We start from the raw sequence: 26,632 nt of genomic DNA on the forward strand, positions 1-26,632 counted from the left end.
TCCACCTTACAGAGATTTTCTAGTGATCGTTTTCACACTTAACCGGAAATCATTTGGAAACCGGTTTCCAAATGATTTCCAGAACGGCATAGTAAAAAGGAATTCAAGATTCTGGAGAACGAAAAATGAAAAAAATTATGCTTTGCTGCTCTGCCGGTATGTCTACTTCTCTTCTAGTTAAAAAGATGGAAGCCTCAGCTCAAGAACGTGGTATCGCTGCTGAAATTAAGGCGTTCGGCGCAAGCGAATTTGATGTGCAAGTTGGCAACTACGAAGTAGTTCTACTTGGCCCTCAAGTTAAATACATGCAAGCAGATTTCCAAAAGAAAGCGGATGCGCACGGCATCAAAGTTGAGCCAATCAACATGATGGATTACGGCATGCAGAAGGGCGACAAAGTTCTTGATTTTGCTCTAGAACTAATCGGCTAGTTTTCTGGCTCGGTGTCCCCCCTGTAGTCACATTTCGACACCGAGCTTTCTTATTCTTTAATATCCAAACGAGATCTACGACATGGGCGCTATGTACGACAAAATGGTCAACGTTATCGAGCAAAAGGTGACTCCTATTGCTGGTAAAATTGGCCAACAAAAATACATCACTTCTATCCGCGACGGTTTTATCGCGGCACTACCTTTTATGATTGTTGGTTCATTCATGTTGGTGTTTATATTCCCTCCGTTTTCAGCGGAAACAACTTGGGGATTCGCACGAGCATGGCTAGATTTTTCTGATACTTACCGTGAACAACTCATGCTGCCATTCAACCTAAGTATGGGCATCATGACGATATTCATATCTGTGGGCATCGCATCAAGCTTGGCACGTCATCACGATCTAGATCCTGTTACAACGGGCCTACTTTCATTGATGAGCTTCCTTTTAGTGGCTGCGCCAGTGCAAGACGGCATGCTTTCTATGCAGTACTTCTCAGGCCAAGGTATCTTTACCGCGATTATCACAGCACTGTACTCAACGGAAGTATATGCTTACCTAAAACGCAACAACATCACTATTAAACTTCCACCAGAAGTACCTACAGGTGTTGCTCGTTCATTCGAAATCCTAATCCCAGTGTTAGCCATCATCATGACCCTGCACCCATTGAATCTTTTCATTGAAGCACAAACCGGCATGATCATTCCTGAAGCAATCATGGCATTAGTACAGCCTCTAGTATCAGCTTCAGATACGCTACCAGCCGTACTTCTTGCAGTACTAGTGTGTCAAATCCTTTGGTTTGCAGGCATCCACGGCGCGCTAATCGTTACTGGTATTATGAACCCATTCTGGATGGCTAACCTTTCAGTAAACCAAGCAGCAATGGCAGCTGGTGAAGCTATCCCACATATCTTTGTTCAAGGTTTCTGGGATCACTACCTACTAATTGGCGGTGTAGGCTCTACCCTTCCACTTGCTTTCCTACTACTACGTAGTAAGGCCGTTCACCTTCGTACTATCGGAAAAATGGGTGCAGTTCCAGGTATGTTCAACATTAACGAACCTATCCTATTCGGTGCACCGATCATCATGAATCCAGTGTTCTTCCTACCATTCATTTTGGTTCCTATGGTTAACGCAACATTAGGTTGGTTCGCTCTTGATTGGGGATTAGTTGAGCGCGTTGTTTCTCTAACACCTTGGACAACTCCAGGTCCTATCGGTGCTTCATGGGCAGCTAACTGGGCATTCAGTCCTGTCATCATGTGCTTCATCTGTATGGCTATGTCAGCAATGATGTACCTGCCATTCCTGAAAGCATACGAAAAGCAACTTCTTGAGCAAGAAGCTGCGGAAGAGAAGAAACAACAAGAAGCTGCAGGTCAACCTGTAACGGCTTAAACCCCAAATTACATAAATTAAATGTCGCCCCTCAGTCTTAGTTGGGGATAAGCATGGGGCGACACCTATCTTTGAGATAGAACCATTAAGAATTAAGAGGTACAAAATGGAACCAATGGATTTAGAAGAACAAGTAATGGGCATCATCATCAACGCTGGTCAATCGCGCAGCCTATGTTACGAAGCACTTCGTCATGCTAAGAACGGCGAGTTTGAAGAAGCAGAAGGCCTGATGAAAGAAGCACAAGAATTTGCAAACCAAGCACATCTTGTTCAAACACAGCTTATCGAAGCGGATGAAGGTACGGGAAAAATGAAGATGACTTTGGTGATGGTTCATGCACAAGACCACTTAATGACATCTATGCTAGCAAAAGAACTCGTCGCTGAAATGATCGAACTACACAAGCGCACCGCGAAATAAGCAAGTAAACCCATTTTACTTTTTTCATAGTTGTCGACCATGCAGGGAACGAGTCAGAGGGAAGGTGTTGTATAGGAGCATCTTTTAAAATTGGTCGAAGCAGCTCTCATGTGCTCCTACCCTTTTGGGAGCTGCTTTTTTCAACAACTTACTGCTTTTACTTGTTTTCCTCGGTTTTATAATACACTTCTACCTTCATCAAGCTTGAGCTACGTACCAGTAAAAGAGTACAATATTGGAAATTTTGGGAAACGGTTTCCCAACTTCAGAAACCCTGCAAATGAAATAAGGTTGTTTTCATGGCTACTATCACAGACGTATCTTTGCTAGCAAACGTGTCGAAAGCCACGGTTTCGCGCGTGATGAGTGGTAGTCGCGGTGTTAAGCCCGAGAGTCGTGAAGCCGTTCTGCGTGCCGCAGAAGAGCTGAACTACCGCCCAAATGCTGCAGCGCAAACACTGGCCAATCAGCGCTCTGATTACATCGGTGTTATTCTTTCTTCAACGGATGCTGGCCAAGTGTCTACCTACCTCCCGTTATTGGCGAAATCGCTGAAAGCCAAAGGTAAACACATGCTTGTACAGTTTGCCGAAACGCCTGCTGAACAAGTGCGTATCGTCGAAGATCTAAACCAAAGGCATTGTGATGCAATTATCTCTCTGGGGGGAACGGTCGAAGAGTTAAAGAACGACAACATTATTGCCATAGACAGTTTGGCTGATCCGTCTCACTCTATTGGCTATGATTATAAATTTGCTTCAGAAAGCGCTTGTCGTTTCCTATCTAGTAAAGGCCATTCAAGCATCGCCATTGTCGTAGACGATGAAAGTTACGCCTCAAATCAGGTCATAGAGGGTTATAAGACGTCATTGCAAAACTCTGCAATGCCAGTTAATCGTCAACTGATTGTGACCGCTAATGGCAACAGCGAGCAAGCTATCATGTCATTACTTAATAGCTATCATCCATTTACTGCATTGGTTGTAATGCGCGATAGCCAAGCTGCGGTAGCAATGAACCTATTTAGAGATTTTAACTTGGCAACGCCACAAGAGATATCCATCGTCTCGTTAGAAGACTCTCAACTGGCGAGTCAACTAAATCCGCCTCTGACCTGCATTAGCTACCCATCACAGCAAATCGTTGATTTTGCCATGGAGCAATTGGACGCCATTTTAGATGATAAACCAATGACTCCAAAACCGCTTATCACTGGCCGCCTTGTCACGCGAGATTCCGTCTCTAATCGCAGCTAGTACAAGTAATTTAGAAAAAGGAGTGTGTTACATACTCCTTTTTTAGTTCTACTTCACCACAATCTTCAATCAACTTTGCAATAACTTGTTTTTGTATTGTTCAGGTGTTTGACCTGAGTATTTCTTGAACATCGCAATAAAAGGGCTTGCTTGGTTGTAACCGAGTGTGAAAGCCACTTCCTTAACAGAGTGCCCTCCTCGTAGTAAATCCATTGAATACAAATAACGAACTCGCAAACGCCATTCTGTAAAACTCATTCCGAGTTCGCTTTGACAATAACGAGCGAGCGTTCTCTCAGTTGTATGTACCCTACTCGCCCATTCATTCAAGCTAATATCGTTAGTAGGCTCTTCCTCAATCGCCGCCAATATCGGTGCTAAATATTTGTTATTACTAGAGGGCAAAAAGTGATGTTGTTCTTGTTGGTCACTTAGCTGATCTAAAAGCACCTGTACTAATCGTTTGTCTTTTTCGGACTCGGCCACATTTATACTTCGATGGCGAAAATCCTCAATAATCGACGAAACAATCGGCGTCACTTTAATTAGGCTGGTCTTTTCCGGGAAGGTCGACGTCAGCTCATGAGCAATATTGAGAGAGCAGTACTCCAATGGTTTGCGGTTGTAACTGCAATGCATCACTCCGGCTGGTACCCAAATGGCAAGATGGGGCGGCGCGAGAAAGCGCGTATCTTGCGCCTCCATTTCCAATATGCCACCGCTAATCAACTGAATCTGCCCCCAAGGGTGGCAATGTACTCTCGTCTCAGTATTGGAAAGAAACGCGTCGAAGTTCATGAAAACGTCCGACGGCATTTTATCAATAGAAAGAGAGGGATGGAGGTTACGTGACTTTTTTTTCAACTTGTCTTCCTATCGCGCCTAATGTCTGAATGGAGATATTTATAATTATAACGACCTGTCACACTATACATCAATTCACAAAACGCGACGAGGCTCACAATGGTTTACTTACTACCTTTCCTAACCGTACTCATCTGGGGTGGGAATGCCATTGTTAATAAGATCGCCGCGTCGACTATCGAACCAAGCGCGATGAGTTTTTATCGCTGGGCTCTCGCTATGTTAGTCATGACACCGTTTTGCTTACCAAAGTTAAAACGCTATTGGCCTGAAATTCGTCGCAACAGTGGCAAACTCGCTTTTCTTGCGTTACTTGGAATGGTGCTTAACCAATCGTTAGGCTACTACGCAGCGTTGACAACCTCTGCTTCCAACATGGCGCTGATCACCTCTTTAGTGCCGCTTATCAGTGTGTTCATGTCTGTCCCTTTACTTGGTAAAAAAATCTCCATGCTCAGTATTGCTGGCGGCGTGATTTCTTTAGCAGGACTTGCCTTCATGCTAGGTCAAGGCGACGTTGCTTTCTTCATGCATCAAACCGTAGCTCAGGGCGACTTGTTGATGGTTCTCGCCGCTTTTGTTTACGCTACATACTGCGTACTGTTGAAACGATGGAAAATGCAGTTGTCTAGCTGGATGTTAATTTATACACAAGGCGTGTTTGCCGTCATAATGCTATTTCCTCTCTTGCTTACTAGCGAGACGATTATGCCAACGTCAGCATCTCTGCCACTAATCGCCTACGCAGGTTTATTGGCCTCGCTGATTGCACCACTATGCTGGGTTAAAGCGATTGACTTAATTGGAGCAGACAACAGCGCAATGTTTATGAATTTGCTACCTGTCATTGCGGTTGCACTCGCTGCAGTCCTATTAGGCGAAACTATCACTCAATTCCACGTCATTGGTGGGTTAATGGTGATATCTGGGGTAATTCTATCTCAAGTGAAAGTGAGACGTCGTAAATCGGCAACTGATACCGTGGAGCAAAACCTGACCATAGATAAGCAATAAACTCCAGCGGGTGCACAATCTCTGTAGCCTACTGTTAACAATTTTGTCATACTCAGCGAAGCCCAAATAACAATAAGGACATGTTCAAATGAGTCGTGGCAAAAGAGATATCACCCTTCGTTTTCTTGCTGAACCTGGTGATGTAAACTTTGGCGGGAAAGTGCACGGTGGTGCGGTAATGAAATGGATCGACTTGGCCGCTTATGCCTGTTCGGCAGCTTGGAGTGGTAAATACTGTATTACCGCTTATGCTGGCGGAATTCGATTTGTTCAACCGATTCACGTCGGTAATCTTGTGGAAGTCAGCGCTAAAGTCATTTACACAGGACGCTCTTCAATGCACATCGCCATTGATGTGCAAGCAAGCGATCCCAAAGAACTTAAAAATCGTCTCACCACACACTGCATCGTCATCATGGTCGCCGTCGATGAAGATGGAAAACCAACTTCAGTTCCTGAATGGATTCCTGAAACCGATGAAGACATCAAACTACGTGAGTCAGCAATCAGACTGATGAATATGCGCAAAGAGATTGGCGAGGAGATGGAAGCGCACGTTAAATACCTTAAATAGCGTTTATAAAAGCCGACAGCCCAACACATCGCCCCAACGGATGCAGATAATGTGTTAACCATTATCTGCTTTTGTCACACAACTCACATCTACGCCCCTATTTTAAACCTAAAAGGATGAGTTTTTTGTCTCAGCCTTACTCTACACTCTCATCATATAATAGATTTTTTCTATATCCAGACCTCTACTTTGACTGTGAGATGAGTATGAACCACAAAACTAAAATCCATCTTTATCAAATTTTCACAAGACTCTATGGCAATAAAAACTCAAACAACAAACCGTGGGGTACTATCGAAGAAAACGGCGTGGGTAAATTCAGCGATATCACCCCAACCGCGCTAAACTCAATTCGAGATCTCGGCATGACCCATGTTTGGTATACAGGCATACCTCATCATGCATTGGTCGCAGACTACACTGAGTTTGGCATCTCAAACGATCACCCTGCCGTTGTAAAAGGTAGAGCTGGCTCTCCCTACGCAGTAAAGGACTATTACTCGGTTAATCCTGATCTAGCCGATGACCCTAGCAAACGTAATCAAGAGTTTCAGTCTTTGATCCAAAGGACACATGAAGCAGGCTTGAAGGTTATTATCGATATTGTGCCCAATCACGTGGCGAGACACTACCAAGGTTTAAATAACCCAGTTGGAATCCGTGATTTTGGTGCTGATGATGACGTGAGCGTAGAATACGCGGTAGATAACAACTTCTACTATATTCCAGGTAAAGCCTTCCAACTTCCCGATATTCCACAGCACCTTCAACCACTTGGTGGTGAAGAGCATCGTTTGCTAAGAGAACCATATCAAGAACTTCCTGCTAAGTGGACCGGAAATGGCTCTCGACTCGCCAAACCAAATGCAGACGATTGGTACGAAACCATAAAAGTTAACTATGGTGTTCGTCCTGATGGCAGCAAAGACTTTCCGGAACTACCACAAACTTATCGCCACAAGTCATGCCAAGCACATTTTGAGTTTTGGCAAGATAAGCGCGTACCAAACTCATGGATAAAGTTCCGTGACATCGCACTTTACTGGCTATCACAGGGTATCGATGGATTTAGATATGATATGGCCGAAATGGTGCCCGTAGAATTCTGGAGCTATATGAATTCATCAATCAAAAAGGTCAATCCAGATGCCTTTTTAGTTGCAGAAGTGTATCAACCGCATTTATATCGAGATTATATTCAGCTGGGCAAGATGGATGCCCTCTATGACAAAGTGGACCTTTACGACGCTTTGAAAGATATCATTCAGGGGCGTGGCAATACTCAAAATATCACTCGAATTCAAGAAGAACTGAACGATATAGAACCCCACATGCTTCACTTCTTAGACAATCACGACGAGCAGCGTATACCTTGCAGCGAGTTTGCTTCCAATGCCCAGGCTGCTCTGCCTGCCATGGTGCTCTCCGCGACGATTAGCAATGCTCCAACAATGATCTATTTTGGTCAAGAAGTTGGAGAAGCTGGTGCAGAGTATGCCGGTTTTGGACAACCAACTCGAACCTCTATCTTCGACTATATCGGTGTTCCAACCCATCAGCGTTGGATGAATGGCGGCGAATTTGATGGAGGGCAATCATCTTCGGATGAATTGGCGTTGCGTCAGTTTTATCAAAAACTAATGAACATTGCGCTGACCTGCCCAGCCTTAACGGGGGCCATGCAACCATTAAAAATAGATGAGGATAAAACGCACGGCAGTTTAGCTAGCAAACTTTACGGTTATGCTCGATACACTCAAAAAGAACATGCTCTTATCCTATTAAACTTCGATTCAACGCACAGCACTACACAGCCAATCACGCTACCTACTGAGGTCGTTACTACATTGACGCTGGCTGATGGACATTATGTCTATCAGGATTTATTAAACTCCAATGTTCAGTTTGAGGTTGAAATTAAAAATGGTGAAGGACATATCTCACAACCATTAAAACCACTCACATCACATATTTTGCAGCTCGCAGACATTAGGTAATTTTGAGCCCTAAACACAAAAGTGTATAAGCTCCAACCTTCGCGTTGGAGCTTTTTTATTGGCAACCACTCAAATCACATTTAACCGCCATGAAATAGATAAAAACTATACCATACATTAAAAAGCCTATTTTTGTGCTAACGAAATTAGGTTTATTCTAATGCCATTACAAATAGTCAGGATCGTAACAATGAAAAATCTAAAAACATCCTTGTCCGCTATCGCACTAGCGACGTTAATGGCAGCACCAGCATTCGCAGTAACTGAGGGTGAATTACTAATTTGGATCAACAGTGACAAAGGCTATGAAGGCTTAGCAGAAGTTGGTCGTCAGTTCGAAGAAGACACTGGCGTTAAAGTTAGCGTTCAATTTCCAGAGTCTTTAGAGTCTCGCTTTCAACAAGTTGCGGCAACTGGCGATGGTCCTGACATTATTTTCTGGGCTCACGACCGCTTTGGCGGCTATGCGGAAGCAGGCTTGCTACGTGAAGTAAAACCAAGCAAAGAATTTCAAGAAAAACTGGTCGATTTCAGTTGGGATGCCGTTAATTACAACGGTAAGTTAATTGGCTACCCTCTTGCCATCGAAGCAATATCTCTTATTTATAACAAAGACTTGTTACCAGAACCGCCAAAAACATGGGAAGAGCTCCCTGCTATCCAAGCGAACATGAAGGCGCAAGGAAAACAAACCATCATGTGGGATGTAAAAAATGCGTATTTCACTTGGCCTATCGTCTCTGCAGGAAGCTACTCATTTAAGAAAACTGAAAATGGTCACGACGCAGCAGACGTTGGTATTAACAGCGAACAAGCTCGCAAAAACCTAGCCTTCCTGCTTGATATGAAAAAGAAAGGTATTGTCGACCCTGGTATGGACTATGCGAATGCCGAATCTGCATTCGCGAAAGGCGATGTGGCAATGACCATCAATGGACCGTGGTCATGGGGCAACTTAGATAAAGCAGGCTTAAATTACGGTGTGGCGACATTCCCTACTCTAGATGGTAATAAATCCAATCCATTTGTTGGCATTTTGAGTGCCGGTATCAGCTCAGCTAGTCCAAATGAGGATTTAGCGGTTGAGTTTATCGAAAATTACCTGTTTACCGACGAGGCTCTTAAAACGATAAACAACGACAAACCTCTTGGTGCTGTGACACTTAAGACATTCCAGAATTCTCTAGAATCCGATGCTCGCATTAAGTCCACAATGCTCAATGCCGAAAACGGTGAGATTATGCCAGCCATCCCACAAATGATGACATATTGGATTTCAGAGGGTGCTGCTATCGAGAATGCACTTAACGGACGCCAAACGGTTGAAGATGCGCTCACAACTGCTGAGAAGCAAATTTTAAGATAGCTATAACTGTTTTGATCGTAGGTCAAGCCCGTCGTAAAAAAGCGGGCTTTTTTGATCGCCTTACCTTTCCCGCTAATATATTTAAGTTCTCATCAACTCAGTAAGTTGCACCATAATCGCTTTTATATCTGACTGTTACCGATTATAGAACTACGCGAGTGTACCGCATCTATGCTAAGGTAGAGGTTAACCAGTTATTATCGAAGAAATTTCATGCCTTCCCATTTACCAAAATCATTTAGTAAGCCTTTCTTAAAAGTCTTCCATATTCTTGAGGCTGTCTTGTTGGTTGCAATCACGCTTGCTACGCTATTTGCGATGATTGAAGAGTTCATGCACGTCTTCACCGAACGTCGCGTTCTGCTGACTGATATTCTGCTGATGTTCATCTATTTGGAAGTGCTAGCGATGGTCCAACAGTTTGTGATGAACGGTAAAATCCCAGTACGTTACCCTATCTACATTGCTATGATGGCTATAGCTCGTTATATCACGCTGGGAATGAAAGAGTTGGACGCTGTCCCTATCGTTTGGCTGTCTCTTGCTGCGTTTATTTTGGCAGCGGCGACAATACTTATCAGGGTCGGTCATCATTATTGGCCTTACGTGGACGACAAAACCAATCAACCAGATGAGTAACTCCGCTCTGCCAATAGATTACTGTTAGCAAATATTTCAACCGATTTCCGACTGATTCGGGCTTTTTCATCGCAATTTGGGAAAAAGCCTCATAAATTCAAACTAATATCTATGTAACAGAGCTCTGTACGTTTTTGTAATTGTTAACGCAGGATCACACTCTCCAGGTCATTCATAAAAGTGCCATTGAATTCATCTAGATAGCTGTCTATATCATTAGAGGTCGAGAAAAGATCTTTCCAGATCACTCGACGTAAAAATGGAAGCCGTATGTCTTTTTTGGGCAACGGTATAGGCTTCACAACCTCACGTCAGGTGAATATAGGAGATAGAAAATGGATCGTACTTGCCCTATGTGTAACACCCCTATGGTAGAGAGAAACACTGAACATGTGTGTCCTAGGAATGATATCGGCGATTGCGCCTATGACCCATACTCTTACGAATTAGACGTGGATAGAGAGCGCGACAGCGAGAATAATCAGCCGTACTAACTGAGTTAGCCAATTGAAAACCAAAAAGGCGAGAACTTGAGTTCTCGCCTTTTTGGTTCCATTTTAAACCTCGGCTCTATAGACGCAGTACTGCTGCATCATAAGATTTTAAAGTAAGGCAACTAAAATCTGAGAAATCAATGCTTGCGTTTGACAATAACTCTGTACATTGAGCTGGAGCCTCAATGCCTAAATCGACATCAACACTCTCATCACTAAAGTTTGCCACCACAAGTAAGGTTTGCTCTCCATGTTGACGTAGGTAAGCGAATACCTTGTCATGTTCTTCGAGTAAAGGAATAAAGTCGCCGTAAACCACCGCCTCAAACTCACGACGAAGACCAATAAGTGCTTTGTAATACTCATAGATTGATTCGTTCGAGGCTCTATCAAGCTTAGCATTCACGGCTGTGTAGTTCGGATTGACCTCGATCCAAGGTTCGGCAGTAGAGAACCCTGCATTGGCTTCATTTGACCATTGCATTGGTGTACGAGCATTGTCACGACTGTTTTCAGCCAACGCCGCCATCATCTCTTCATGACTCACACCTGCTTCGGTTCTTACCTTGTAAAAGTTGAGCGTTTCAATATCTTTATATTGCTCAAGATTGTCGAACTTCACATTCGTCATACCTATCTCTTCGCCTTGATAGATGTAAGGCGTGCCCTTTAAGCAATGTAATACTGTCGCTAACATTTTGGCCGATTTCACTCGATACGGGCCGTCGTTTCCATACTTAGACACCGCTCGTGGTAAATCATGATTATTCCAAAACAGCGAATTCCAGCCGGTCCCTTTAAGCTCCAATTGCCACTTAGTCAGAACCTGTTTGAATGCCTTTAGATCTAACGGCGCAGGCTTCCACTTGTCACCATTCGTCCAGGTCAAGGTTATATGTTCAAACTGGAACACCATCGATAACTCTTCGCGGTCTTCCGCGCTGTAAAGCTTGGCGATTTCAGGCGTTGCGTCCCAAGTTTCTCCTACCGTTAGCAAATCTTTGTCGCCAAATGTGGCATTGTTCATCTGTTTAAGTAGAGGGTGTAGGCGTGGTCCATTACCCGTAATACCGTTATCAATTTCTTTGCCAATCAAATCAATGACATCTAATCGGAAACCACCAATCCCCCGATCGATCCACCAGTTCATCATTTTATGAACTTCATCATGTACTTTAGGGTTTTCCCAGTTTAAATCCGGCTGTTTTTTCGAAAACAAATGTAAGTAATACTGCTGTGTGGGCTCGTGCCACTCCCAAGCACTCCCACCAAAGATTGAGCCCATATCACTCGGTGCACTGCCATCCGGCTTTGCATCTCGCCAAACATAATAGTCTCGATAAGGCGAGGTTTTCGACTCGCAAGCGCGTTTAAACCATTCGTGTTCGTCAGAGGTATGATTGACTACCAAATCCATGACGATTTTGATGCCCCTTTCTTTGGCTTCCGCTAATAAGGCATCCATGTCTTCCATTGTGCCGAACTCGGGTGCGATTGCTTGATAGTCTGAGATATCATAACCATTATCGTCCATTGGAGATTGATAGACAGGCGATAACCAAATCACATCCACACCGAGTTCAGTTAAATAGTCTAGTTTGGAACGAATACCGTTTAGGTCTCCAATTCCATCACCGTTGGAGTCACAGAAGCTGCGCGGGTAAATCTGATAGACAACGGAGTTATGCCACCATCTTTTTTCCATGTTCAATTCCTTTAATAGGCTTAATTTATTCCATCACTCTACGCATTGCTCAGTAGGAAAGAAAATAGAATATACGTATAATCATATAGAATTTTTATATAACACCTTGGTGCGCAACATGGCTATCAACAAATCGCTAAAGTACTTCTTAGCAGTCGCAAAGCATGGCAACATCAAACGAGCCTCTGATGAACTATTTATCAGTCAACCGTCTTTGACATCCGCGATAAAAAAATTGGAATCCGAAATGGGCGCACCTCTATTTAATCGATTATCGAAAGGTGTTGAACTCACACCGTATGGCGAGAAATTTCGGGCGTTTGCGCAAGAACAGCAGGAACAATACTTCTCTCTCAAACATCAATTTAATGACATGCAACAACGCCAATTCGGCAAGATAAAAATCGGTACTGGAGAGGTATGGTGGGAACGATTTGTACGTCAATCGGTAAAGGATTATCAGTCATTAAACCCAGCAAATTCGTTTCATCTTGAGTTTGGTAATAACCTCTCCCTACTGAGCCACCTCACACGGGGTGATATAGATTTATTTATAGGTCATGAGGTATTGGAGCTCTCTGACGACTGCCGTGTAGCCTTCCAACCTCTTTTCCAAGATTACGAAGCAACCTACGTATCACAACAACACCCGTTAGCGAAATCGAATGCAGACCCAAACGAGATAGATCAGTTTCCATTGCTTCGAGTGACACCGAACCACCCCCGACACCAATCCGTGCTGTCTAATGGCCTACCTCATGATGGCTCTTTAGAAGAACGAGTTGTCTACGATGTAGACTCTGTATTAGCCAGTATAGACATGCTTCATATGACTCAAGCAGTTATGCCATACAGTCACAGAGCGGAACAGTGGTTAGCAAGCTTAGGTTTGAAAGCCTGCCATATTGATAGGCAAAAAGTAGGCAATATCGGGATTTATACCAAGCTTGGTGAACATAAAAACAGCGTGAACGAGCTAATTTACCTTTTGAAACAGAATGTTGAATCAATAGTCTAGTTTGTCAATTCACTGTCAAGTCACGCAACTGTCATTTTTCTTTCATTAAAGTTTGATGTAATCGCCAAACTTTAATGCCAAAAGAGATAGGAGCTCGGCTTGACCCTCAACGACATCACGTTAAGTGAAACAACACTTACTAACTTAAAATCTGTCGAGTACCAATGGATCAGAACGATGTATGTGGAAGGTTATCAAAGAGACGAGATCAATCACTATATCAAAGCGTGCTTTGGTGGCGACGATGTCTTTGCTGATTTGTTACAACGAGTCGCACTGGAGCAAGAAAGTCTTTACGTTCTGCTCCAGTACGTGGGATGTGCACCCTCTAGTCGTGAACTAAGTTAGTCTCACTTGCTGTTGTTGGTGAGCGTTTAAGGATGACGTCTACCTCGGTCATGGTGTAAGGCTTATCTACCTTAGCCCTCAAATCATCAACAAATCGTTCATAGCTCTTGAATGTCATCGATTCACGCTTAGGATCCACATACACAGACACCCAAGTTTTTCGACCAAGCTTAGCAATAAAGATATCGACAATCTCAATCTCATACTCCTGAGCTAAACCTTTCAGACCCCGATAAATCGGCTTAGTGTGCTCTATCGGAGGCATGGCTAAAGTAAGTTCACGCATACCATTTTTGATAAGTTTGATTGGGTCACTAATGAAGGCCAAACTAAATAGCACAACAAGAATTTGGTCGATATAGCGTGCTACCCATCCAAACGATGTCCCTTGAATCAACATCACCAAGATCAGTGCTACCCCAATAGCTCCCGAAATGATTCCATTGATAAACCAAGCGTTCTTTTCTGCCTTTAGAATGTCGGAGTTTGACTGTTTGTGTCCTAGGTGACAAATCCAATAGAGAAAAGCACACAACGCCACGGCAGGAAAGACGTAAATTGCCATTAAACTAAGTGCCGGCTCACGGCCTCCTGCAAGAATAACCGGAATATTACTACCGACTGCGAACGCAATAAGTATTAATATAGTAATTCCTTTGATGACAACAATAAGTGGCTCAAAGGCAAAGAAACCCATCGGGTAGTTTCGTGATGTACCAGATTCAGTTAACTTTGCAATGCGCAGAGAGGCGAAAGACACCACAGCTGATAATAGGTTAAACGAGGCGTCAAGCAAGATGGCACTTGACCCAGAAATCATTGCCATTAGACCGCCCCACAGCGCTAACAGGCCTGCCCCAACGGCTGAATAAATTAAGGCTTTCGATTCCGTGATTCTTGTCATCTGATTCTCCCTTTTTCAGACAAACTGGCTACCTATTTCAGGTCTGTTAAAACTTATAACACACCGAACACAGACTGCCTACGACAACACAAGCCAACTGCTGCTTTTAACAGCATTAATTGTCAATAATAACAATAGGTAATGAACGGACGTACGGCTATTCCTATTAGGTCACAATTTAATGGACGAAAAGAATTGATGGCTAGAAAAGAAAACGCCCGAGACTAAGCTCAGGCATCGGTTACAAGAAACTGTTATTCGTGATAGTAAGGAATCCTGGTAACAGCCAGCTATACGTAACACCAGTGATCTTATCTGACTTGTCGGCGGCCAAACCAATTGAGTGTCAAACAAGACAAAAAAACGGGTGACCTTGCGCTCACCCTTATCGTTATTATCCTTTAACACCACCAGCTGTGAGACCACCCACTAACCAGCGCTGCGCAAGTAAGAATACGATTGTGATAGGTAATGCTGACAATACCGCCGCTGCCGCGAAGTCGCCCCATAAATAGTTCTGAGGGTACAGATATTGCTGCATACCAACCGCTAATGTGTATGAGTTTACATCAGAAAGCAGTAATGATGCTACTGGTACTTCACCCACCACCCCGATAAACGACAGGATAAAGACTACCGCTAGAATTGGCACAGACAGTGGCAACAGTACTAAGCGGAACGCCTGCCAAGGAGTCGCACCATCTAGTGCTGCAGCTTCTTCTAGCGAGTTATCAATCGTTTCAAAGTAGCCTTTAATCGTCCATACGTGCAATGCAATACCGCCTAAGTAAGAGAAGATAAGACCACCATGCGTGTTCAATCCTAAGAAAGGAATGTACTGACCAAGCTTGTCGAATAGTGCATATAACGCAACCAACGCCAGTACTGCCGGGAACATTTGGAAGATCATCATCGCTTTAAGAATGGTGCTCTTTCCAGGGAACCGCATGCGTGCAAAAGCGTAAGCTGACGTTGTTGACAGAGCCACAATCAAAATCGATGAGATGCCTGCTACTTTCACCGAGTTCCACAGCCAAGTTAGTACTGGGAATGGCGGCGGTGTCACCGAACCATCTGCATTGGTGACAGAGAACCCTAGCGCCAGTTTCCAGTGCTCTAGCGATGGGTTATCCGGAATCAGACTACCTGTCGCAAAGTTACCTTCGCGGAAAGAGATTGCGATTACCATCAACAGTGGGAAGATGATAAGTGATAGGAACACCCAAAGTGCAATATGGGTTGCCCACACTCGGTATTTTAATGATTTACCTTGTACCATTGGCATCGTGATATTCCTTAATCTTGCTCAAGTTTAGTGAAACGTAAGTTGAGTAGAGCTAACGCGCCAACCAATAGGAAGATAAGCGTTGCAATCGCACTTGCTAGACCGAAGTCTTGACCACCCGAACCTTCAAACGCGATACGGTAGGTATAGCTTACTAGTAGGTCGGTATAACCCGCAGGCTCAGAGGTACCAATCATGTTTGGACCACCTTGAGTCAATAGCTGAATCATTACGAAGTTGTTGAAGTTGAAAGCAAAACTTGCAATCAAAAGCGGCGTTAGTGGTTTGATCATCAATGGCAAAGTAACGCGTGTAAAGTTATGGATGAAGTTTGCTCCATCAATCGCCGATGCTTCATACAAATCGTCTGGAATCGCTTTTAGTAGACCCATACATAGGATCATCATGTAAGGGAAACCAAGCCAAGTGTTAACAATTAACACCATGGTTTTCGCTAAAATTGGGTCAGAGAACCAGCTTGGACTGATACCAAATAGGCTCTGTAACACCATATTGATTTCACCAAAGCTTTGGTTGAATAGACCTTTAAAGATAAGGATTGAGATAAACGCTGGGACCGCATATGGAAGAATAAGCAGTACGCGATACACCGCACGTCCTTTCAGTTCCTCCCATTGAACCACACTAGCCAACACCATACCGATGACCAGAGTAAAGATCACTGTCAGTACTGAGAACACAACCGTCCAAATAAAGATGCTAATAAACGGCTCTTTAATACCATCGTCTTTCCAAACACGCTCAAAGTTGTGCGTACCAATATCAACGATGAAACCCGGAGAAACCGTATTGCCAGTAAACTCTCCATTCGTATCAATAGGCTGATAGAAACCAACTTCCATATTCGGACGGAATGTCTCACCCGTCTTGTTGTTCAGAAGATCGTCAGTACCCTCAATTTTGCTAAACAATGGTTGTACCGACGCGAACTTACGTAGGCCACTCATTCTAATATCAGCGCCATCTGGCATGTGAAGATCGATAGTATTTAGCGCTGAACGGTTTTGAATGATCGCCTTAATTTTCTCTTTTTCACCCGACTGAGACTGAGCTTCAGAAAGGTCATACTCTGCTTTAGGGCTTGAGATATCAAACTCAGGCGTGACGAGCAGCTGGTCACCGTCTTTAACGTAAATACGATGGCCATTATCCGTTTTATACAAATCAAAAGAGAAGCTTTCACCGCTTTGGAATGTGCGCTGCATTAAGACGCTTTGTGCCCTATCCAAAGAGAGTTGGTTTTTCGCACTGTAGTTAGTGAAAGCGAGTCCGACGGTATACGCTAATGGGAAAAGAATAAAGAGAATCATGCCCGCAATACCTGGATAGATATAGCGGTGAGCGTAAGTTTTCTTACTGCCGAAAATATAGAGTGCCAGAGCGGTTAAGATCACAGTAAGCATTGCAAAGGCAAGCTCACCGCGTGAATACATAAGAATGGTCGCGTAACCGTTCACTAGACCAACTGAGCCAAGAAGTCCCCACTTAATGAATACTTTCTTGCTGCTCGGAACTGTAGCGGTTGTTGCTGACATGGCATCTGTACCTTGAACTGACTGCATAAAAGGACCTGCTAGCGATAATACAAAAAATAGAAAAGAAGGAGGGGTTGCCCCCTCCTTAAAAGGGTAGATCTAATATCAATAGTTACTTAGTCATTTGCTTTTCTGCATCTGCTACAGCAGCATCAACAGTCTGACGTCCATCAACCACGTTCACGATAGCGTTTTTAGCGGATGCCCAGAACGCGCTCATTTGTGGAACATTTGGCATGATTTCACCGTTCATCGCATTATCCATTGTCGCCGCGATACGCTCATCAGCACCTAGCTCTTCTTGGAATGAAGTTAGCGCAACTGCGCCTAGTGGCTTGTCGTTGTTAACTAAACGTAGACCGTCATTAGTCAGTAAGTAGTTCTCTAAGAACTCAACCGCTAAGTCACGGTTAGGTGATGCAGTACTGATACCCGCAGTTAGTACGCCAACGAAAGGCTTAGATGCTTGACCGTTGAACTTAGGAAGAGTAGCAACACCGTAGTTGATGCCAGACTTCTCGATATTCGCCCAAGACCATGGACCGTTGATCGTCATCGCAGTCTTACCTTGGTTAAACGCAGACTCAGACACTGAGTAATCCATATCTGCCGAGATAACACCTTTGTCGACAAGGCCCTTCACGAATGAAAGTGCGTCTTTCACGCCATCTTTAGCAATACCTGCGTCTTTAACGTCATAAGTACCACCGTTGTATTTGAATGCATAACCGCCATCAGCCGCCATTAGTGGCCATGTGAAGTACGGTTCTTTTAGGTTCCACATGATTGCGGACTTGCCGTCTTTTGCAAGTTTCGCATTCAGTGCTTCCACTTCTTCCCAAGTCTTCGGTGGGTTAGGAACCAAGTCTTTGTTGTAAATTAGGGATAGGGATTCAACCGCTACTGGGTAACCGATAATCTTGCCATCATACTTAACTGCATCCCATGCAAAATCAATGATGCCTTCTTTAACTTCTTTAGAAGGTTTGATTTCAGCTAGCAAACCTGCTTGAGCATACTCACCGAAACGGTCATGAGCCCAAAACACGATATCAGGACCGTCACCAGTCGCTGCAACTTGAGGGAAGCGGCTCTCTAGACCATCAGGGTGAGCAACTGTCACTTTAATACCTGTGTCTTCTTCGAACTTCTTACCTACTTCTGCAAGACCGTTATAACCTTTATCACCATTGATCCAAATAGTGAGTTGTCCTTCTTCGATAGCAGCATTTGCACCAAAAGAACCAAGAGCAACTAGTGTACCTAGAGCTACAGTGCTTAGGGCTTTTTTCATGTTCATATCCTTTTTATAGTTTTGATCGCAGGGTCATCCAGAGGATTTTCCTAAATTTCGATGAGTATCATCTAAAAAATACAGCAAGGTCTCATCCTCCTACTCTCTACGCCCTTTGGAGTAGCAATGATTTCCGTGATCTCTGTCGGCAAGAACTATAGATCAACATCACAAAACAATCTTCTGTTGTGACATGTTTCACCATTATGAGGAGTAATTATTTGAACTGGATCTCATATGGCTTTTCTACTCCCCTAACCCCTCCTCCTTTCCTACTCCCCCCACAATTATTTTTATCAGGAGGATGTACGACTTACACGAATCAAGGAAACTGCAGTCATCCAAGAGTGGATGGTAAGAACCCTTTACCAGTAAGAGCCATGTGCTCCTTGAGTTTCATACGAAACACATGCTGGGTTTGCATCGCCGGACTCGCCAAGTAGTCATAAATTGAAGTACTAGTGGTAATTTATTTTACGGGGGAGAACTTCAATTTATGTCGGGGGATACTAGCGAAGTCTTGGCTTTGAGGGTGGCGCCATATCGTACAGCGCCGCCCTTTTTTCTTTCCATCAGGGGCTAGATAGACAATCAAAGGACAAGGCCTTTTAACAAAATCGAGCAATACCCTAATCACTTACCAATTTCCTACTATTATTACCTGTCGACTTATCTCTATAATGACCGACAGAAAGATATAAAAATGAATCGAGGACGAGCTACATGGCGAGTGTCACGTTAAAAAATGTTAGTAAAGCGTACGGCGACGTACTGATCTCCAAGAATGTCGACCTAGAAATCAACGAAGGCGAGTTTGTTGTCTTTGTCGGTCCATCAGGTTGTGGTAAATCAACTCTACTACGTTGTATCGCAGGTTTAGAAGACATCACGTCCGGTGATTTGTATATTGGTGATGAGCGCATGAATGATGTAGAACCATCAAAGCGCGGCGTAGGTATGGTATTCCAGTCTTATGCACTCTACCCTCACCTTAATCTATACGACAATATGTCGTTTGGCCTTAAACTCGCTAAAGCAGATAAAGCAGAAATCGACCGCCGTGTTGAACACGCTGCTGAAATTCTTCAATTAGGTCATCTATTAGAGCGTCAGCCTAAAGCACTTTCTGGTGGTCAACGCCAGCGTGTAGCGATTGGTCGTACTTTGGTATCTCAACCTAATGTATTTTTGTTAGATGAACCCCTGTCTAACCTTGATGCAGCGCTGCGTGTCAACATGCGTTCGCAAATCACTAAGCTGCAACGTCAACTTGGCTGCACCATGATCTATGTAACGCATGATCAGGTAGAAGCGATGACTATGGCTGACAAAATTGTTGTCCTAGATGCTGGCTATGTGGCACAGGTCGGTAAACCACTTGAGCTTTATCATTATCCTGACAACCGTTTTGTAGCTGGTTTTATTGGTTCTCCAAAGATGAATTTCATGAGTGTATTCATCGACGAAGTCGAAGCAGAGCGCGTAAAAGTTCAGCTTTCTGACGGCGACTCATTCTGGATTCCAGTGGACGGGACAACCGTAAACAAAGGTGACCGTATGTCTCTGGGTGTGCGTCCAGAACACCTTGTCTCTGAAGAGGAAGGCGATGCTAAAGTTGAAGGCGAAGTTATGATCGTCGAGAAGCTTGGCAACGAGACTCAAGTCTATCTAAATCTAGAAAGTGCTGATGCTGACGTTATCTACCGTCAACCAGACACTCTTGAGGTAGAAGTCGGTGACCGAATTAAGATTGGTATCCCTGCACATCGTTGCCACTTGTTCCATAGTGATGGTAAGGCGTGTCGTCGTTTGTATAAAGAAGCGGGTGTATAACGAAACTAGCTATCTAATATAATCACCTTTGTTAATAGTAATTTCCCCCTATCTTAATGAGATTGGGGGATTTTTTTCACCTCTATCGTACAGTCCTCTATTATTTCCCATTGCCTTTGACTATCAACTTCAGTGACTGTTACGGGGAAGTAGTCTTTAACTAACTGATAGGCTGTTGCTCCTCCATTCATTCTAATACTCAAAATTGTCCTTTCGTGACTAGTTACTAACAATTCTCCGCTATTAAGCGGACGCTCGAATATGAGCTGGATCGTGTTATCCGTAAGAGGTGTACATTGAAGTGGTTCCGAAAGACCGTAACTTTGGTACGAAAATAAACAAAGAAAAGCGGCGATATACGCCGCTCTTTGGATTAAGTGAAGCTTCATTAATTTTGTTTGATATAGACAGCGTTGTGGTCAGCATTCGAAATAAATACACCAGCGTAATCACCCGTTGTTTGGACGATGTAGATACCGGATGTATCATTGAACTTGTTGCCATTATCGTTATTGTCCGCGTTTACTAACGATACTTCAGCTAAAGAATTACTATGTCCAGATTTTTGTAGAATGTACACTTCGTTATCGTCACTGTTGGCTCGCAGACCTACATTTGCCACAAAATTGGACCCTTTCTGATCGATGTCGACATCGTTATCATCACTGCTATTTCTCATAGCAACGCGAGCTTGGTTACTCGAACCTCTTTGCAAGATTTCAACGTCATTATCGTCACTACCACCTTTAAACATAACCCACGCGCGACCATCATCGTTTTGAATGATTTCTACGTCATTGTCTCGGCTGCCATTGTAAGCTTGAACTAACGCGTTGTTATCTTCACGATCTTGCTGAATAGATGTGTTGTTATCATTACCGCTTCCAGTGTAATCCACAACGGCTAGGTTTCCATCGCTCAAAGGCACAACACCTTGCACGATAGATACATCACCATAGTCACCACCGTCCATTAGCACCAACGCCGAATTATCGCCAGCAGGCAATGAATAGCTCGCAACTGCATTTTTGATATGTACGCCGGTAACACCCGGTACAGTTGGTACGGCAGCTACAGAAGCTGATACTAAAAGAGCTGAAATTGAAATAGCTAACCTTTTCATAATAAAACCCTTATTTCCTTTTAAGTTTCCATGTCGACTATAACTTCTATAAAAAGAAGTCATTTACTAAACCAAAGTAACGTTAATACCGCGCGCTAGTTAGATTGGTCTATGTAAATTCTCATTGCACTTGATGCATTAATTAATATGTTATCCCCGCCATTCTGGGAAACACCTAAATTAGCACCACCTGAACCAGCGACAAACGCAATATTGTTATCGTTCTCTTGATTAATACTGAGTTTGCTCGAAGGATGAAATATATTTGCTTGACCGATTACCGCTAAGTTATTGTCTCCTTTTTGGGCAACAAGAGCTTGCCCATTTCTTCCAAGTTGACCTATCGCCGCTGCATTGTTATCACCCTCTTGAATGATATAGGCGGTATTTGCTGCCCCTTTCTGACCAATTAGGGCAGTATTGCTACTACCGCTTTGTACTATTTTCGCCTTGTTACCTGCTGAGTTCCCCGGACTATCCTGAACTACAACCGCAAGCGAATCAGTGGCGTTAGTGATGTGCACCTCTGAATAATTATCGATGTCATCTACAGTATTGAGTAAATCATTGAAATCACTTTGGATATCCTCGTTTACTCCATGTAAGAAAACACCGTGAGACTCAACCCCTCCGTTGGGAGCAAAAACCAGAGCTGTACTCGCAGCACTAGCACTAGCGACTAAGCACGCTACGCCTAATACCGTTTGAAGTTTCGTTTTTATCGAAGCATTCATTGCGACTTTCCCTGAATTGCCAAATGTATCGATTTTCATCCTGCTTCTGAGTTAACTGAACGCAGACTTCGGATTTAACACTTCACGATTCTTAAAAAGGTTGTGTTGCGTTTCAAACAATAATTGTGATTTCAAACAATGATTGAGTTTGCGCCTGTAAAATAAGAACCGATGACATTTAGAATTCTAATTACAAGTAGTTTTAGTCACACTAAACTTAAATTGATTTGTAAGAAATAAACCTTGGATATTTGAAGTAATTATTAGGCAATCAAAAGAACCGAAGTATGAAAAAAAAGTCATAATAACTAGTGCTAAAGTTTATGCAGTGAAAAAAGGCTTTGAGTTACTATTTATCTAAGTTCAATTGAACTCACTCTTCTCATTTTTTAAACGGATTTTTGAATGGGAGCCAACATGAAGTTATTGCTGCTTATGAGTACCGTGTGTTTGTTTGCCTCTTCTGTTTTAGGGGCAGGAACCAATAATGGTATTGAAAACGGGGCTCCCTTAGAAAACGGTAAAAAGATAGAAGGGCAAGGAGACAAACTTAAGGTTCCGTTTAACGACTTTAGCGAAGTTAGTGGTGTTATTGTCGATAGAACTATCACTCGTTTAGGGGAAGACTTTTACTTTTTCTTCTCTCAACAACTTAATGATAGATACCCTGACCTTAAAGAAAATCTCACTATCAAAGAAATCCCGACAGCGCTTTCCGGCAGTATTATTGAGGTATACCATTCTCGAAAAGCTATCTACAGAACAGCGTTGTCACCAGGTCGAAGACAGGCTAAAGACCGGGCAAACGATGCCTTACAAGTCGTGGGTAATTACATTATCCGATGGCAGGCTGAGCGTCTTTACATGGACACCTTTGATTTGGAACACGATGAATTTTAAGGCGGCAAGGATGGCAAATTTATCAACTAAACTCGCGTTATTTGGAATATTGGGGTCTCCATTAGCACTTGCGAGTGAACTCGTCTACACCCCAGTTAATCCTACCTTTGGGGGAAACCCATTAAACAGTACGATCTTGATCAATCATGCGAACGCAATTAACGACTATCAAGACCCGAACGCGAGTTCGTTTGATTTTGAAGAAGAATCAGCACTAGATAGGCTTGCTTCAAGCTTAGAGTCCCGACTAATTAGCCAATTATTGGCAGATATTGGTAATGGCAATACTGGCCAACTGGAAACTGACGACTTCTTCCTTAATGTCGTTGATGATTCAGGCACTTTATTGGTTCAGATAGTCGACAAGGCAACTGGAGAATCCACTGAAATCAGTGTTTCTGGACTTAATCCCGACCTCTAATTTACAAGGAACGTATTATGAAAGGTCTAATTTACTTGAGCCTAGCATTAATGCTTGGTGGCTGCGCACATTCTTTGGATATACCTGATACCTCTGCAGAGCCTAAATTAATGCCACGAGGCGCTACTTACACCGACTTGATCGCGCTACCCAAACCAGCAGGTAAAATCTTAGTTTCTGTCTATGATTTCCGTGACCAGACAGGCCAATATAAGCCTCAGCCTAATAGTAACTTCTCTACTGCAGTACCTCAGGGTGGTACGTCATTGCTGACAACATCACTACTAGACTCTCAATGGTTTGTTCCACTTGAGCGAGAAGGCCTTCAAAACCTACTAACTGAGCGTAAGATTATTCGAGCAGCTCAGAAAAAAGACAAAGTGATCTCAAATCATGGTTCGGATCTATCGTCACTTAACTCCGCTAATGTGGTGATTGAAGGGGGTATTGTCGCGTATGACTCCAATATACGAACTGGCGGTGCAGGTGCAAAATACTTAGGCATAGGTGCTTCAGGTCAATATCGAACTGACCAAGTTACCGTCAACCTTAGAGCAGTCGACGTGCGTAGTGGACAAGTCTTGCTAAGTATAACTACTTCAAAAACCATCTCTTCTCATGAAATTGGTTTGGGCGCATTCCGATTCATTGACTATAAAGAGCTACTCGAAATTGAGTTGGGTTACAGCAACAATGAGCCCGTCAATATCGCGATTATGTCGGCTATTGACGCCGCTGTTATACATCTAATTGTCAAAGGGATGGAAAGAGGAATGTGGTCATCTGGTGATCCAGATGCAATGTCTAACCCGATTATCGCCAAATACTCTCAAGCTAAAACGGAAATTTTATAGCTAACCGAGTAAGCAGCAAACAGGGCTATGCGGAAAATGGAACTTACCCGTAGCCCTGTTTTTTTATCGATTATTAACCGCAAATCCGACTGCAAACATCCAACAAGTGAGCCCTAACATAAAGAATGGAAGGTACGCTAAGGGGTGATAACAATAGTGGCATGCCGCAGCAATACAGATAACACCCAACATATTGAAGCCAATGACCATCATTCGGTTTGAACGGTTCCAACTAAGCAGCATGGGCGCTATCAATATAACTACACTTAACAAAGTGATATGCACGTCTTGTTGAACCACTAGGTTGTTAACTCCACAATAAGGCGTTCTAATTCTTCTAAGCTACTCAATTGGTGCAATATGACTTGCTGATTACCATTTACAATTATCGTCGGTGTCGCTCGAACCCTATACTCCTTTATTAAACTGTTAAAGTCATCGACTTCATCTTGTATTTGCTCACAGCGCTCCTCAAAAGGTTGGGAATTAACACCGCACATTTCTAAGACATCGACAATATCACTACGAAACCTTGGCGTTTGATCCCTTCGAAAGTGAATTCTATGAATCAACTCTTCAATAAATGCTTGCTCTGTGCCCTGCCCTTTGGCAACCACAAAGGCTTCTTGAACGTCGCGACCGACAGGCCCCATACCTACAACAACTTCGTTAAAGGTTAAGTCATGTTTTTGAACAATATCCACCAATGGCCCGTGAACCATGGCGCAAGGACCACAATAAGGTGAATGGAATAACATAACCTGAGATTCAATAGTCTGAGGTCGAGGCAAGGTTACATAGTGCTTACCCTTTTCAAACTGACCAGCAAATACAGCGGTCGACAACAAGCTAAATGCCCAAAATAGGAGAGATTTTTTCATCACGTGCCACACTCAAAATATGGAAATGTGCACACGATAAAACAGCATCTATTTCTAGTGAAATCAGACACTGTTAGAAAATGGTTACAACGTGCGGTAAAAAGAGGCTCTGTTTCGGCTCAGCGGATAGTCACACTATTGAACGAATTCACTAGATGCTATGTTGTTCTTCACCCACAACAATGCTTGCAAACGGTTTTTGACCTTAATTTTCTTGAATGCATTATGAAGGTGGGCTTTCACTGTATTCTCACTAACAAATAGAGTATCGGCGATCTCTGTATTAGACGCTCCATCGCCAAGCAGCTTAATGATTTGCTGTTCTCGTTTCGTTAGCTTGGTATAATACGGGCTGGTTTTTGAGCATTGACGACGACGATAGAAATTCACGTACTCGTAGACCAGCTTTCTGCTCATCCACAACTCCCCAGCTAAAATGCGCTCAAAGCCCGAAACCAACGTTTCAATAGTGTCCGAGGCATAAAAGACACCAACCAGGTTTTGCCATTTAAGCATTTCCGCGTGTTCTAGGTCACTGGGCGCATTTAATAAAATTTCTTTGATGCTGTTGTCCATACTCTCTATAATCTCGTGATAGTGAGTGGCAGTGCCATGACCAATGGCAGCGTAATCAATGATAATAAAGCGCACATCCCTCTCAACCACATCATCTCGTGAGCGGTAAAGCTTCTCAGCAGACATTAACCTAATGGTGATCGGAACCTTTTGCTCTATTGAATCTTTGAGCAAACCGGATTGCAGACTATTCTCTGCTAACAATAATGCGTGCACGTTGTTGCTATCCTTTTCAACAGACATAACCAACTCCCTGTAACTATGCTTAGTACGCCGTATTCTGTGAAGTATAACAGAGCATTTATTGAGCGGATCTGGCGCTAAGCCCGAAGAATAAGTCTTATTTGTGGAATTACAGTAAGTTAGAGTTAGAGTCTCAGTAGTGAGAAAGTTTAGATATATGCCTGACTGAGTATCTTTAGCAAGCCTGTTACTCCGTGAAATCTTGAGATGCGCCTACTTCAGTTACCATGCAGTCGCTACGAATTTCCCAGCGTACGTTGGATACGCTTTCTAAAAGCAGAGGAAATTGAGAAGTCGGTAATTCATATACTGAAATACCTCCATTCTGAGAAATAAATATCGAAGAGCCCGACTGAGTTCTCAACGTGACACCTTCACTTTCAGTGTGCTGTGTAATGGTAACTTGGTTACTATTAAGGTTACGTTGACATTGGATGTCTGTACTTACTAAAGTAGACAAACCATTAGAAGAATACAGACCCACAAT

Annotated in this window: 26 protein-coding genes; 16 read left to right on the forward strand and 10 right to left on the reverse strand. The window is 43.3% G+C overall.

Translation table 11 applies throughout. The features are described from left to right. Nucleotides 1–125: 125 nt before the first annotated feature. The 4 genes from OH456_RS00600 (at nt 126) to OH456_RS00615 (ending at nt 3,522) form a co-directional block, all read left to right on the forward strand. Nucleotides 126–431 (forward strand): PTS sugar transporter subunit IIB, encoded by a 306-nt coding sequence (locus tag OH456_RS00600; RefSeq protein WP_006069017.1) that lies wholly within the window; start codon nt 126–128, stop codon nt 429–431. Nucleotides 432–513: 82 nt separating this feature from the next. Further along, a complete protein-coding gene (locus tag OH456_RS00605; RefSeq protein WP_006069018.1) occupies nt 514–1,842 on the forward strand; it encodes a PTS sugar transporter subunit IIC in 1,329 nt (442 codons plus the stop codon). A 106-nt stretch (nt 1,843–1,948) separates the two neighbouring features. Then, a complete protein-coding gene (gene chbA, locus OH456_RS00610; RefSeq protein WP_006069019.1) occupies nt 1,949–2,266 on the forward strand; it encodes a PTS N,N'-diacetylchitobiose transporter subunit IIA in 318 nt (105 codons plus the stop codon). A 299-nt stretch (nt 2,267–2,565) separates the two neighbouring features. Continuing rightward, nucleotides 2,566–3,522, forward strand: a complete 957-nt coding sequence (locus OH456_RS00615; RefSeq protein WP_270032585.1) for a LacI family DNA-binding transcriptional regulator — start codon at nt 2,566–2,568, stop codon at nt 3,520–3,522. A gap of 69 nt (nt 3,523–3,591) precedes the next feature. Here OH456_RS00615 and OH456_RS00620 read toward each other — a convergent pair whose 3' ends face one another. Beyond that, nucleotides 3,592–4,386 carry an AraC family transcriptional regulator gene (locus OH456_RS00620; protein ID WP_006069021.1) on the reverse strand — a complete coding sequence of 265 codons (795 nt, stop codon included), beginning with the start codon at nt 4,384–4,386 and terminating at the stop codon, nt 3,592–3,594. 99 nt (nt 4,387–4,485) lie between these two features. Between OH456_RS00620 and OH456_RS00625 the strand changes: the two genes are divergently transcribed. The 6 genes from OH456_RS00625 (at nt 4,486) to OH456_RS00650 (ending at nt 10,470) form a co-directional block, all read left to right on the forward strand. Continuing rightward, nucleotides 4,486–5,400: a DMT family transporter gene (locus OH456_RS00625; RefSeq protein WP_270032586.1), complete on the forward strand. Its 915-nt coding sequence runs from the start codon at nt 4,486–4,488 to the stop codon at nt 5,398–5,400. 88 nt (nt 5,401–5,488) lie between these two features. Beyond that, nucleotides 5,489–5,974, forward strand: a complete 486-nt coding sequence (locus OH456_RS00630; protein WP_006069023.1) for an acyl-CoA thioesterase — start codon at nt 5,489–5,491, stop codon at nt 5,972–5,974. A gap of 206 nt (nt 5,975–6,180) precedes the next feature. Continuing rightward, nucleotides 6,181–7,971 (forward strand): alpha-amylase family protein, encoded by a 1,791-nt coding sequence (locus OH456_RS00635; RefSeq protein WP_443088620.1) that lies wholly within the window; start codon nt 6,181–6,183, stop codon nt 7,969–7,971. A 190-nt stretch (nt 7,972–8,161) separates the two neighbouring features. Further along, the gene (gene malE, locus OH456_RS00640; protein WP_006069025.1) at nt 8,162–9,337 is read left to right on the forward strand and encodes a maltose/maltodextrin ABC transporter substrate-binding protein MalE; all 1,176 of its coding nucleotides are present in this window, start codon (nt 8,162–8,164) and stop codon (nt 9,335–9,337) included. A gap of 213 nt (nt 9,338–9,550) precedes the next feature. Beyond that, nucleotides 9,551–9,976 (forward strand): phosphate-starvation-inducible protein PsiE, encoded by a 426-nt coding sequence (locus tag OH456_RS00645; protein ID WP_124941884.1) that lies wholly within the window; start codon nt 9,551–9,553, stop codon nt 9,974–9,976. Between the two features lie 335 nt (nt 9,977–10,311). Next, a complete protein-coding gene (locus OH456_RS00650) occupies nt 10,312–10,470 on the forward strand; it encodes a hypothetical protein (protein WP_156020507.1) in 159 nt (52 codons plus the stop codon). A gap of 76 nt (nt 10,471–10,546) precedes the next feature. Here OH456_RS00650 and OH456_RS00655 read toward each other — a convergent pair whose 3' ends face one another. Further along, nucleotides 10,547–12,175, reverse strand: coding sequence for a glycoside hydrolase family 13 protein (locus OH456_RS00655; protein WP_270032588.1), 1,629 nt, complete (start codon nt 12,173–12,175; stop codon nt 10,547–10,549). A gap of 124 nt (nt 12,176–12,299) precedes the next feature. Between OH456_RS00655 and OH456_RS00660 the strand changes: the two genes are divergently transcribed. Then, nucleotides 12,300–13,193: a LysR family transcriptional regulator gene (locus OH456_RS00660; RefSeq protein ID WP_270032777.1), complete on the forward strand. Its 894-nt coding sequence runs from the start codon at nt 12,300–12,302 to the stop codon at nt 13,191–13,193. 99 nt (nt 13,194–13,292) lie between these two features. Beyond that, nucleotides 13,293–13,541 (forward strand): hypothetical protein, encoded by a 249-nt coding sequence (locus OH456_RS00665; RefSeq protein ID WP_006069029.1) that lies wholly within the window; start codon nt 13,293–13,295, stop codon nt 13,539–13,541. Here OH456_RS00665 and OH456_RS00670 read toward each other — a convergent pair. The 4 genes from OH456_RS00670 to malE (OH456_RS00685) form a co-directional block, all read right to left on the reverse strand. Continuing rightward, nucleotides 13,522–14,445, reverse strand: a complete 924-nt coding sequence (locus OH456_RS00670) for a cation transporter (RefSeq protein ID WP_270032589.1) — start codon at nt 14,443–14,445, stop codon at nt 13,522–13,524. The two genes, OH456_RS00665 and OH456_RS00670, sit on opposite strands and share 20 nt — an antisense overlap. 394 nt (nt 14,446–14,839) lie before the next feature. Next, nucleotides 14,840–15,730 (reverse strand): maltose ABC transporter permease MalG, encoded by an 891-nt coding sequence (gene malG, locus OH456_RS00675; RefSeq protein WP_006069031.1) that lies wholly within the window; start codon nt 15,728–15,730, stop codon nt 14,840–14,842. Nucleotides 15,731–15,741: 11 nt separating this feature from the next. Next, a complete protein-coding gene (gene malF / locus OH456_RS00680; protein ID WP_124941881.1) occupies nt 15,742–17,313 on the reverse strand; it encodes a maltose ABC transporter permease MalF in 1,572 nt (523 codons plus the stop codon). A gap of 85 nt (nt 17,314–17,398) precedes the next feature. Beyond that, a complete protein-coding gene (gene malE / locus OH456_RS00685; RefSeq protein ID WP_006069033.1) occupies nt 17,399–18,580 on the reverse strand; it encodes a maltose/maltodextrin ABC transporter substrate-binding protein MalE in 1,182 nt (393 codons plus the stop codon). Between the two features lie 723 nt (nt 18,581–19,303). Here malE (OH456_RS00685) and malK point away from each other — a divergent pair. Next, entirely contained in the window at nt 19,304–20,413 is a 1,110-nt protein-coding gene (malK, locus tag OH456_RS00690) for a maltose/maltodextrin ABC transporter ATP-binding protein MalK (protein ID WP_031493156.1), read from the forward strand. A gap of 388 nt (nt 20,414–20,801) precedes the next feature. Here malK and OH456_RS00695 read toward each other — a convergent pair whose 3' ends face one another. Then, a complete protein-coding gene (locus OH456_RS00695; protein WP_270032590.1) occupies nt 20,802–21,536 on the reverse strand; it encodes a curlin repeat-containing protein in 735 nt (244 codons plus the stop codon). 95 nt (nt 21,537–21,631) lie between these two features. Beyond that, the gene (locus tag OH456_RS00700; RefSeq protein WP_270032591.1) at nt 21,632–22,270 is read right to left on the reverse strand and encodes a curlin subunit CsgB; all 639 of its coding nucleotides are present in this window, start codon (nt 22,268–22,270) and stop codon (nt 21,632–21,634) included. A gap of 417 nt (nt 22,271–22,687) precedes the next feature. On the opposite strand from OH456_RS00700, the gene OH456_RS00705 reads away from it, so the two are divergent. Genes OH456_RS00705 through OH456_RS00715 form a run of 3 tightly spaced genes read left to right on the forward strand, consistent with a single transcriptional unit; the run spans nt 22,688 to nt 24,445 of the window. After that, nucleotides 22,688–23,170 carry a curli production assembly/transport protein CsgE gene (locus tag OH456_RS00705; RefSeq protein WP_240645412.1) on the forward strand — a complete coding sequence of 161 codons (483 nt, stop codon included), beginning with the start codon at nt 22,688–22,690 and terminating at the stop codon, nt 23,168–23,170. 10 nt (nt 23,171–23,180) lie between these two features. Next, on the forward strand, nt 23,181–23,591 hold the full coding sequence (locus OH456_RS00710; RefSeq protein ID WP_270032592.1) for a curli assembly protein CsgF: 411 nt from the start codon (nt 23,181–23,183) through the stop codon (nt 23,589–23,591). Nucleotides 23,592–23,608: 17 nt separating this feature from the next. After that, nucleotides 23,609–24,445, forward strand: a complete 837-nt coding sequence (locus tag OH456_RS00715) for a CsgG/HfaB family protein (RefSeq protein WP_006069040.1) — start codon at nt 23,609–23,611, stop codon at nt 24,443–24,445. 299 nt (nt 24,446–24,744) lie between these two features. Here OH456_RS00715 and OH456_RS00720 read toward each other — a convergent pair whose 3' ends face one another. Together OH456_RS00720 and OH456_RS00725 are read right to left on the reverse strand one after the other, a co-directional pair. Next, nucleotides 24,745–25,326, reverse strand: coding sequence for a DsbA family protein (locus OH456_RS00720; RefSeq protein WP_051647578.1), 582 nt, complete (start codon nt 25,324–25,326; stop codon nt 24,745–24,747). Nucleotides 25,327–25,461: 135 nt separating this feature from the next. After that, nucleotides 25,462–26,145, reverse strand: coding sequence for a LuxR C-terminal-related transcriptional regulator (locus OH456_RS00725; protein WP_063603302.1), 684 nt, complete (start codon nt 26,143–26,145; stop codon nt 25,462–25,464). Nucleotides 26,146–26,632: the final 487 nt, after the last annotated feature.

The sequence above is a fragment of the Vibrio sp. La 4.2.2 genome (genome assembly GCF_027586995.1).
GTDB classification, from domain to species: domain Bacteria; phylum Pseudomonadota; class Gammaproteobacteria; order Enterobacterales; family Vibrionaceae; genus Vibrio; species Vibrio mediterranei.

What these genes read in the sequence shown, in the direction of transcription:
- OH456_RS00635 (WP_443088620.1), top strand. Translation starts at nt 6,181, where the DNA reads ATGAACCACAAAACTAAAATCCATCTTTATCAAATTTTCACAAGACTC.
- OH456_RS00715 (WP_006069040.1), top strand. Translation starts at nt 23,609, where the DNA reads ATGAAAGGTCTAATTTACTTGAGCCTAGCATTAATGCTTGGTGGCTGC.
- OH456_RS00705 (WP_240645412.1), top strand. Translation starts at nt 22,688, where the DNA reads ATGAAGTTATTGCTGCTTATGAGTACCGTGTGTTTGTTTGCCTCTTCT.
- OH456_RS00655 (WP_270032588.1), bottom strand. Translation starts at nt 12,175, where the DNA reads ATGGAAAAAAGATGGTGGCATAACTCCGTTGTCTATCAGATTTACCCG.
- OH456_RS00645 (WP_124941884.1), top strand. Translation starts at nt 9,551, where the DNA reads ATGCCTTCCCATTTACCAAAATCATTTAGTAAGCCTTTCTTAAAAGTC.
- malG (WP_006069031.1), bottom strand. Translation starts at nt 15,730, where the DNA reads ATGCCAATGGTACAAGGTAAATCATTAAAATACCGAGTGTGGGCAACC.
- OH456_RS00670 (WP_270032589.1), bottom strand. Translation starts at nt 14,445, where the DNA reads ATGACAAGAATCACGGAATCGAAAGCCTTAATTTATTCAGCCGTTGGG.
- malE (WP_006069025.1), top strand. Translation starts at nt 8,162, where the DNA reads ATGAAAAATCTAAAAACATCCTTGTCCGCTATCGCACTAGCGACGTTA.
- chbA (WP_006069019.1), top strand. Translation starts at nt 1,949, where the DNA reads ATGGAACCAATGGATTTAGAAGAACAAGTAATGGGCATCATCATCAAC.
- malE (WP_006069033.1), bottom strand. Translation starts at nt 18,580, where the DNA reads ATGAAAAAAGCCCTAAGCACTGTAGCTCTAGGTACACTAGTTGCTCTT.
- OH456_RS00720 (WP_051647578.1), bottom strand. Translation starts at nt 25,326, where the DNA reads ATGAAAAAATCTCTCCTATTTTGGGCATTTAGCTTGTTGTCGACCGCT.
- malF (WP_124941881.1), bottom strand. Translation starts at nt 17,313, where the DNA reads ATGCAGTCAGTTCAAGGTACAGATGCCATGTCAGCAACAACCGCTACA.
- OH456_RS00700 (WP_270032591.1), bottom strand. Translation starts at nt 22,270, where the DNA reads ATGAATGCTTCGATAAAAACGAAACTTCAAACGGTATTAGGCGTAGCG.
- malK (WP_031493156.1), top strand. Translation starts at nt 19,304, where the DNA reads ATGGCGAGTGTCACGTTAAAAAATGTTAGTAAAGCGTACGGCGACGTA.
- OH456_RS00615 (WP_270032585.1), top strand. Translation starts at nt 2,566, where the DNA reads ATGGCTACTATCACAGACGTATCTTTGCTAGCAAACGTGTCGAAAGCC.
- OH456_RS00630 (WP_006069023.1), top strand. Translation starts at nt 5,489, where the DNA reads ATGAGTCGTGGCAAAAGAGATATCACCCTTCGTTTTCTTGCTGAACCT.
- OH456_RS00725 (WP_063603302.1), bottom strand. Translation starts at nt 26,145, where the DNA reads ATGTCTGTTGAAAAGGATAGCAACAACGTGCACGCATTATTGTTAGCA.
- OH456_RS00625 (WP_270032586.1), top strand. Translation starts at nt 4,486, where the DNA reads ATGGTTTACTTACTACCTTTCCTAACCGTACTCATCTGGGGTGGGAAT.
- OH456_RS00695 (WP_270032590.1), bottom strand. Translation starts at nt 21,536, where the DNA reads ATGAAAAGGTTAGCTATTTCAATTTCAGCTCTTTTAGTATCAGCTTCT.
- OH456_RS00710 (WP_270032592.1), top strand. Translation starts at nt 23,181, where the DNA reads ATGGCAAATTTATCAACTAAACTCGCGTTATTTGGAATATTGGGGTCT.
- OH456_RS00650 (WP_156020507.1), top strand. Translation starts at nt 10,312, where the DNA reads ATGGATCGTACTTGCCCTATGTGTAACACCCCTATGGTAGAGAGAAAC.
- OH456_RS00605 (WP_006069018.1), top strand. Translation starts at nt 514, where the DNA reads ATGGGCGCTATGTACGACAAAATGGTCAACGTTATCGAGCAAAAGGTG.
- OH456_RS00600 (WP_006069017.1), top strand. Translation starts at nt 126, where the DNA reads ATGAAAAAAATTATGCTTTGCTGCTCTGCCGGTATGTCTACTTCTCTT.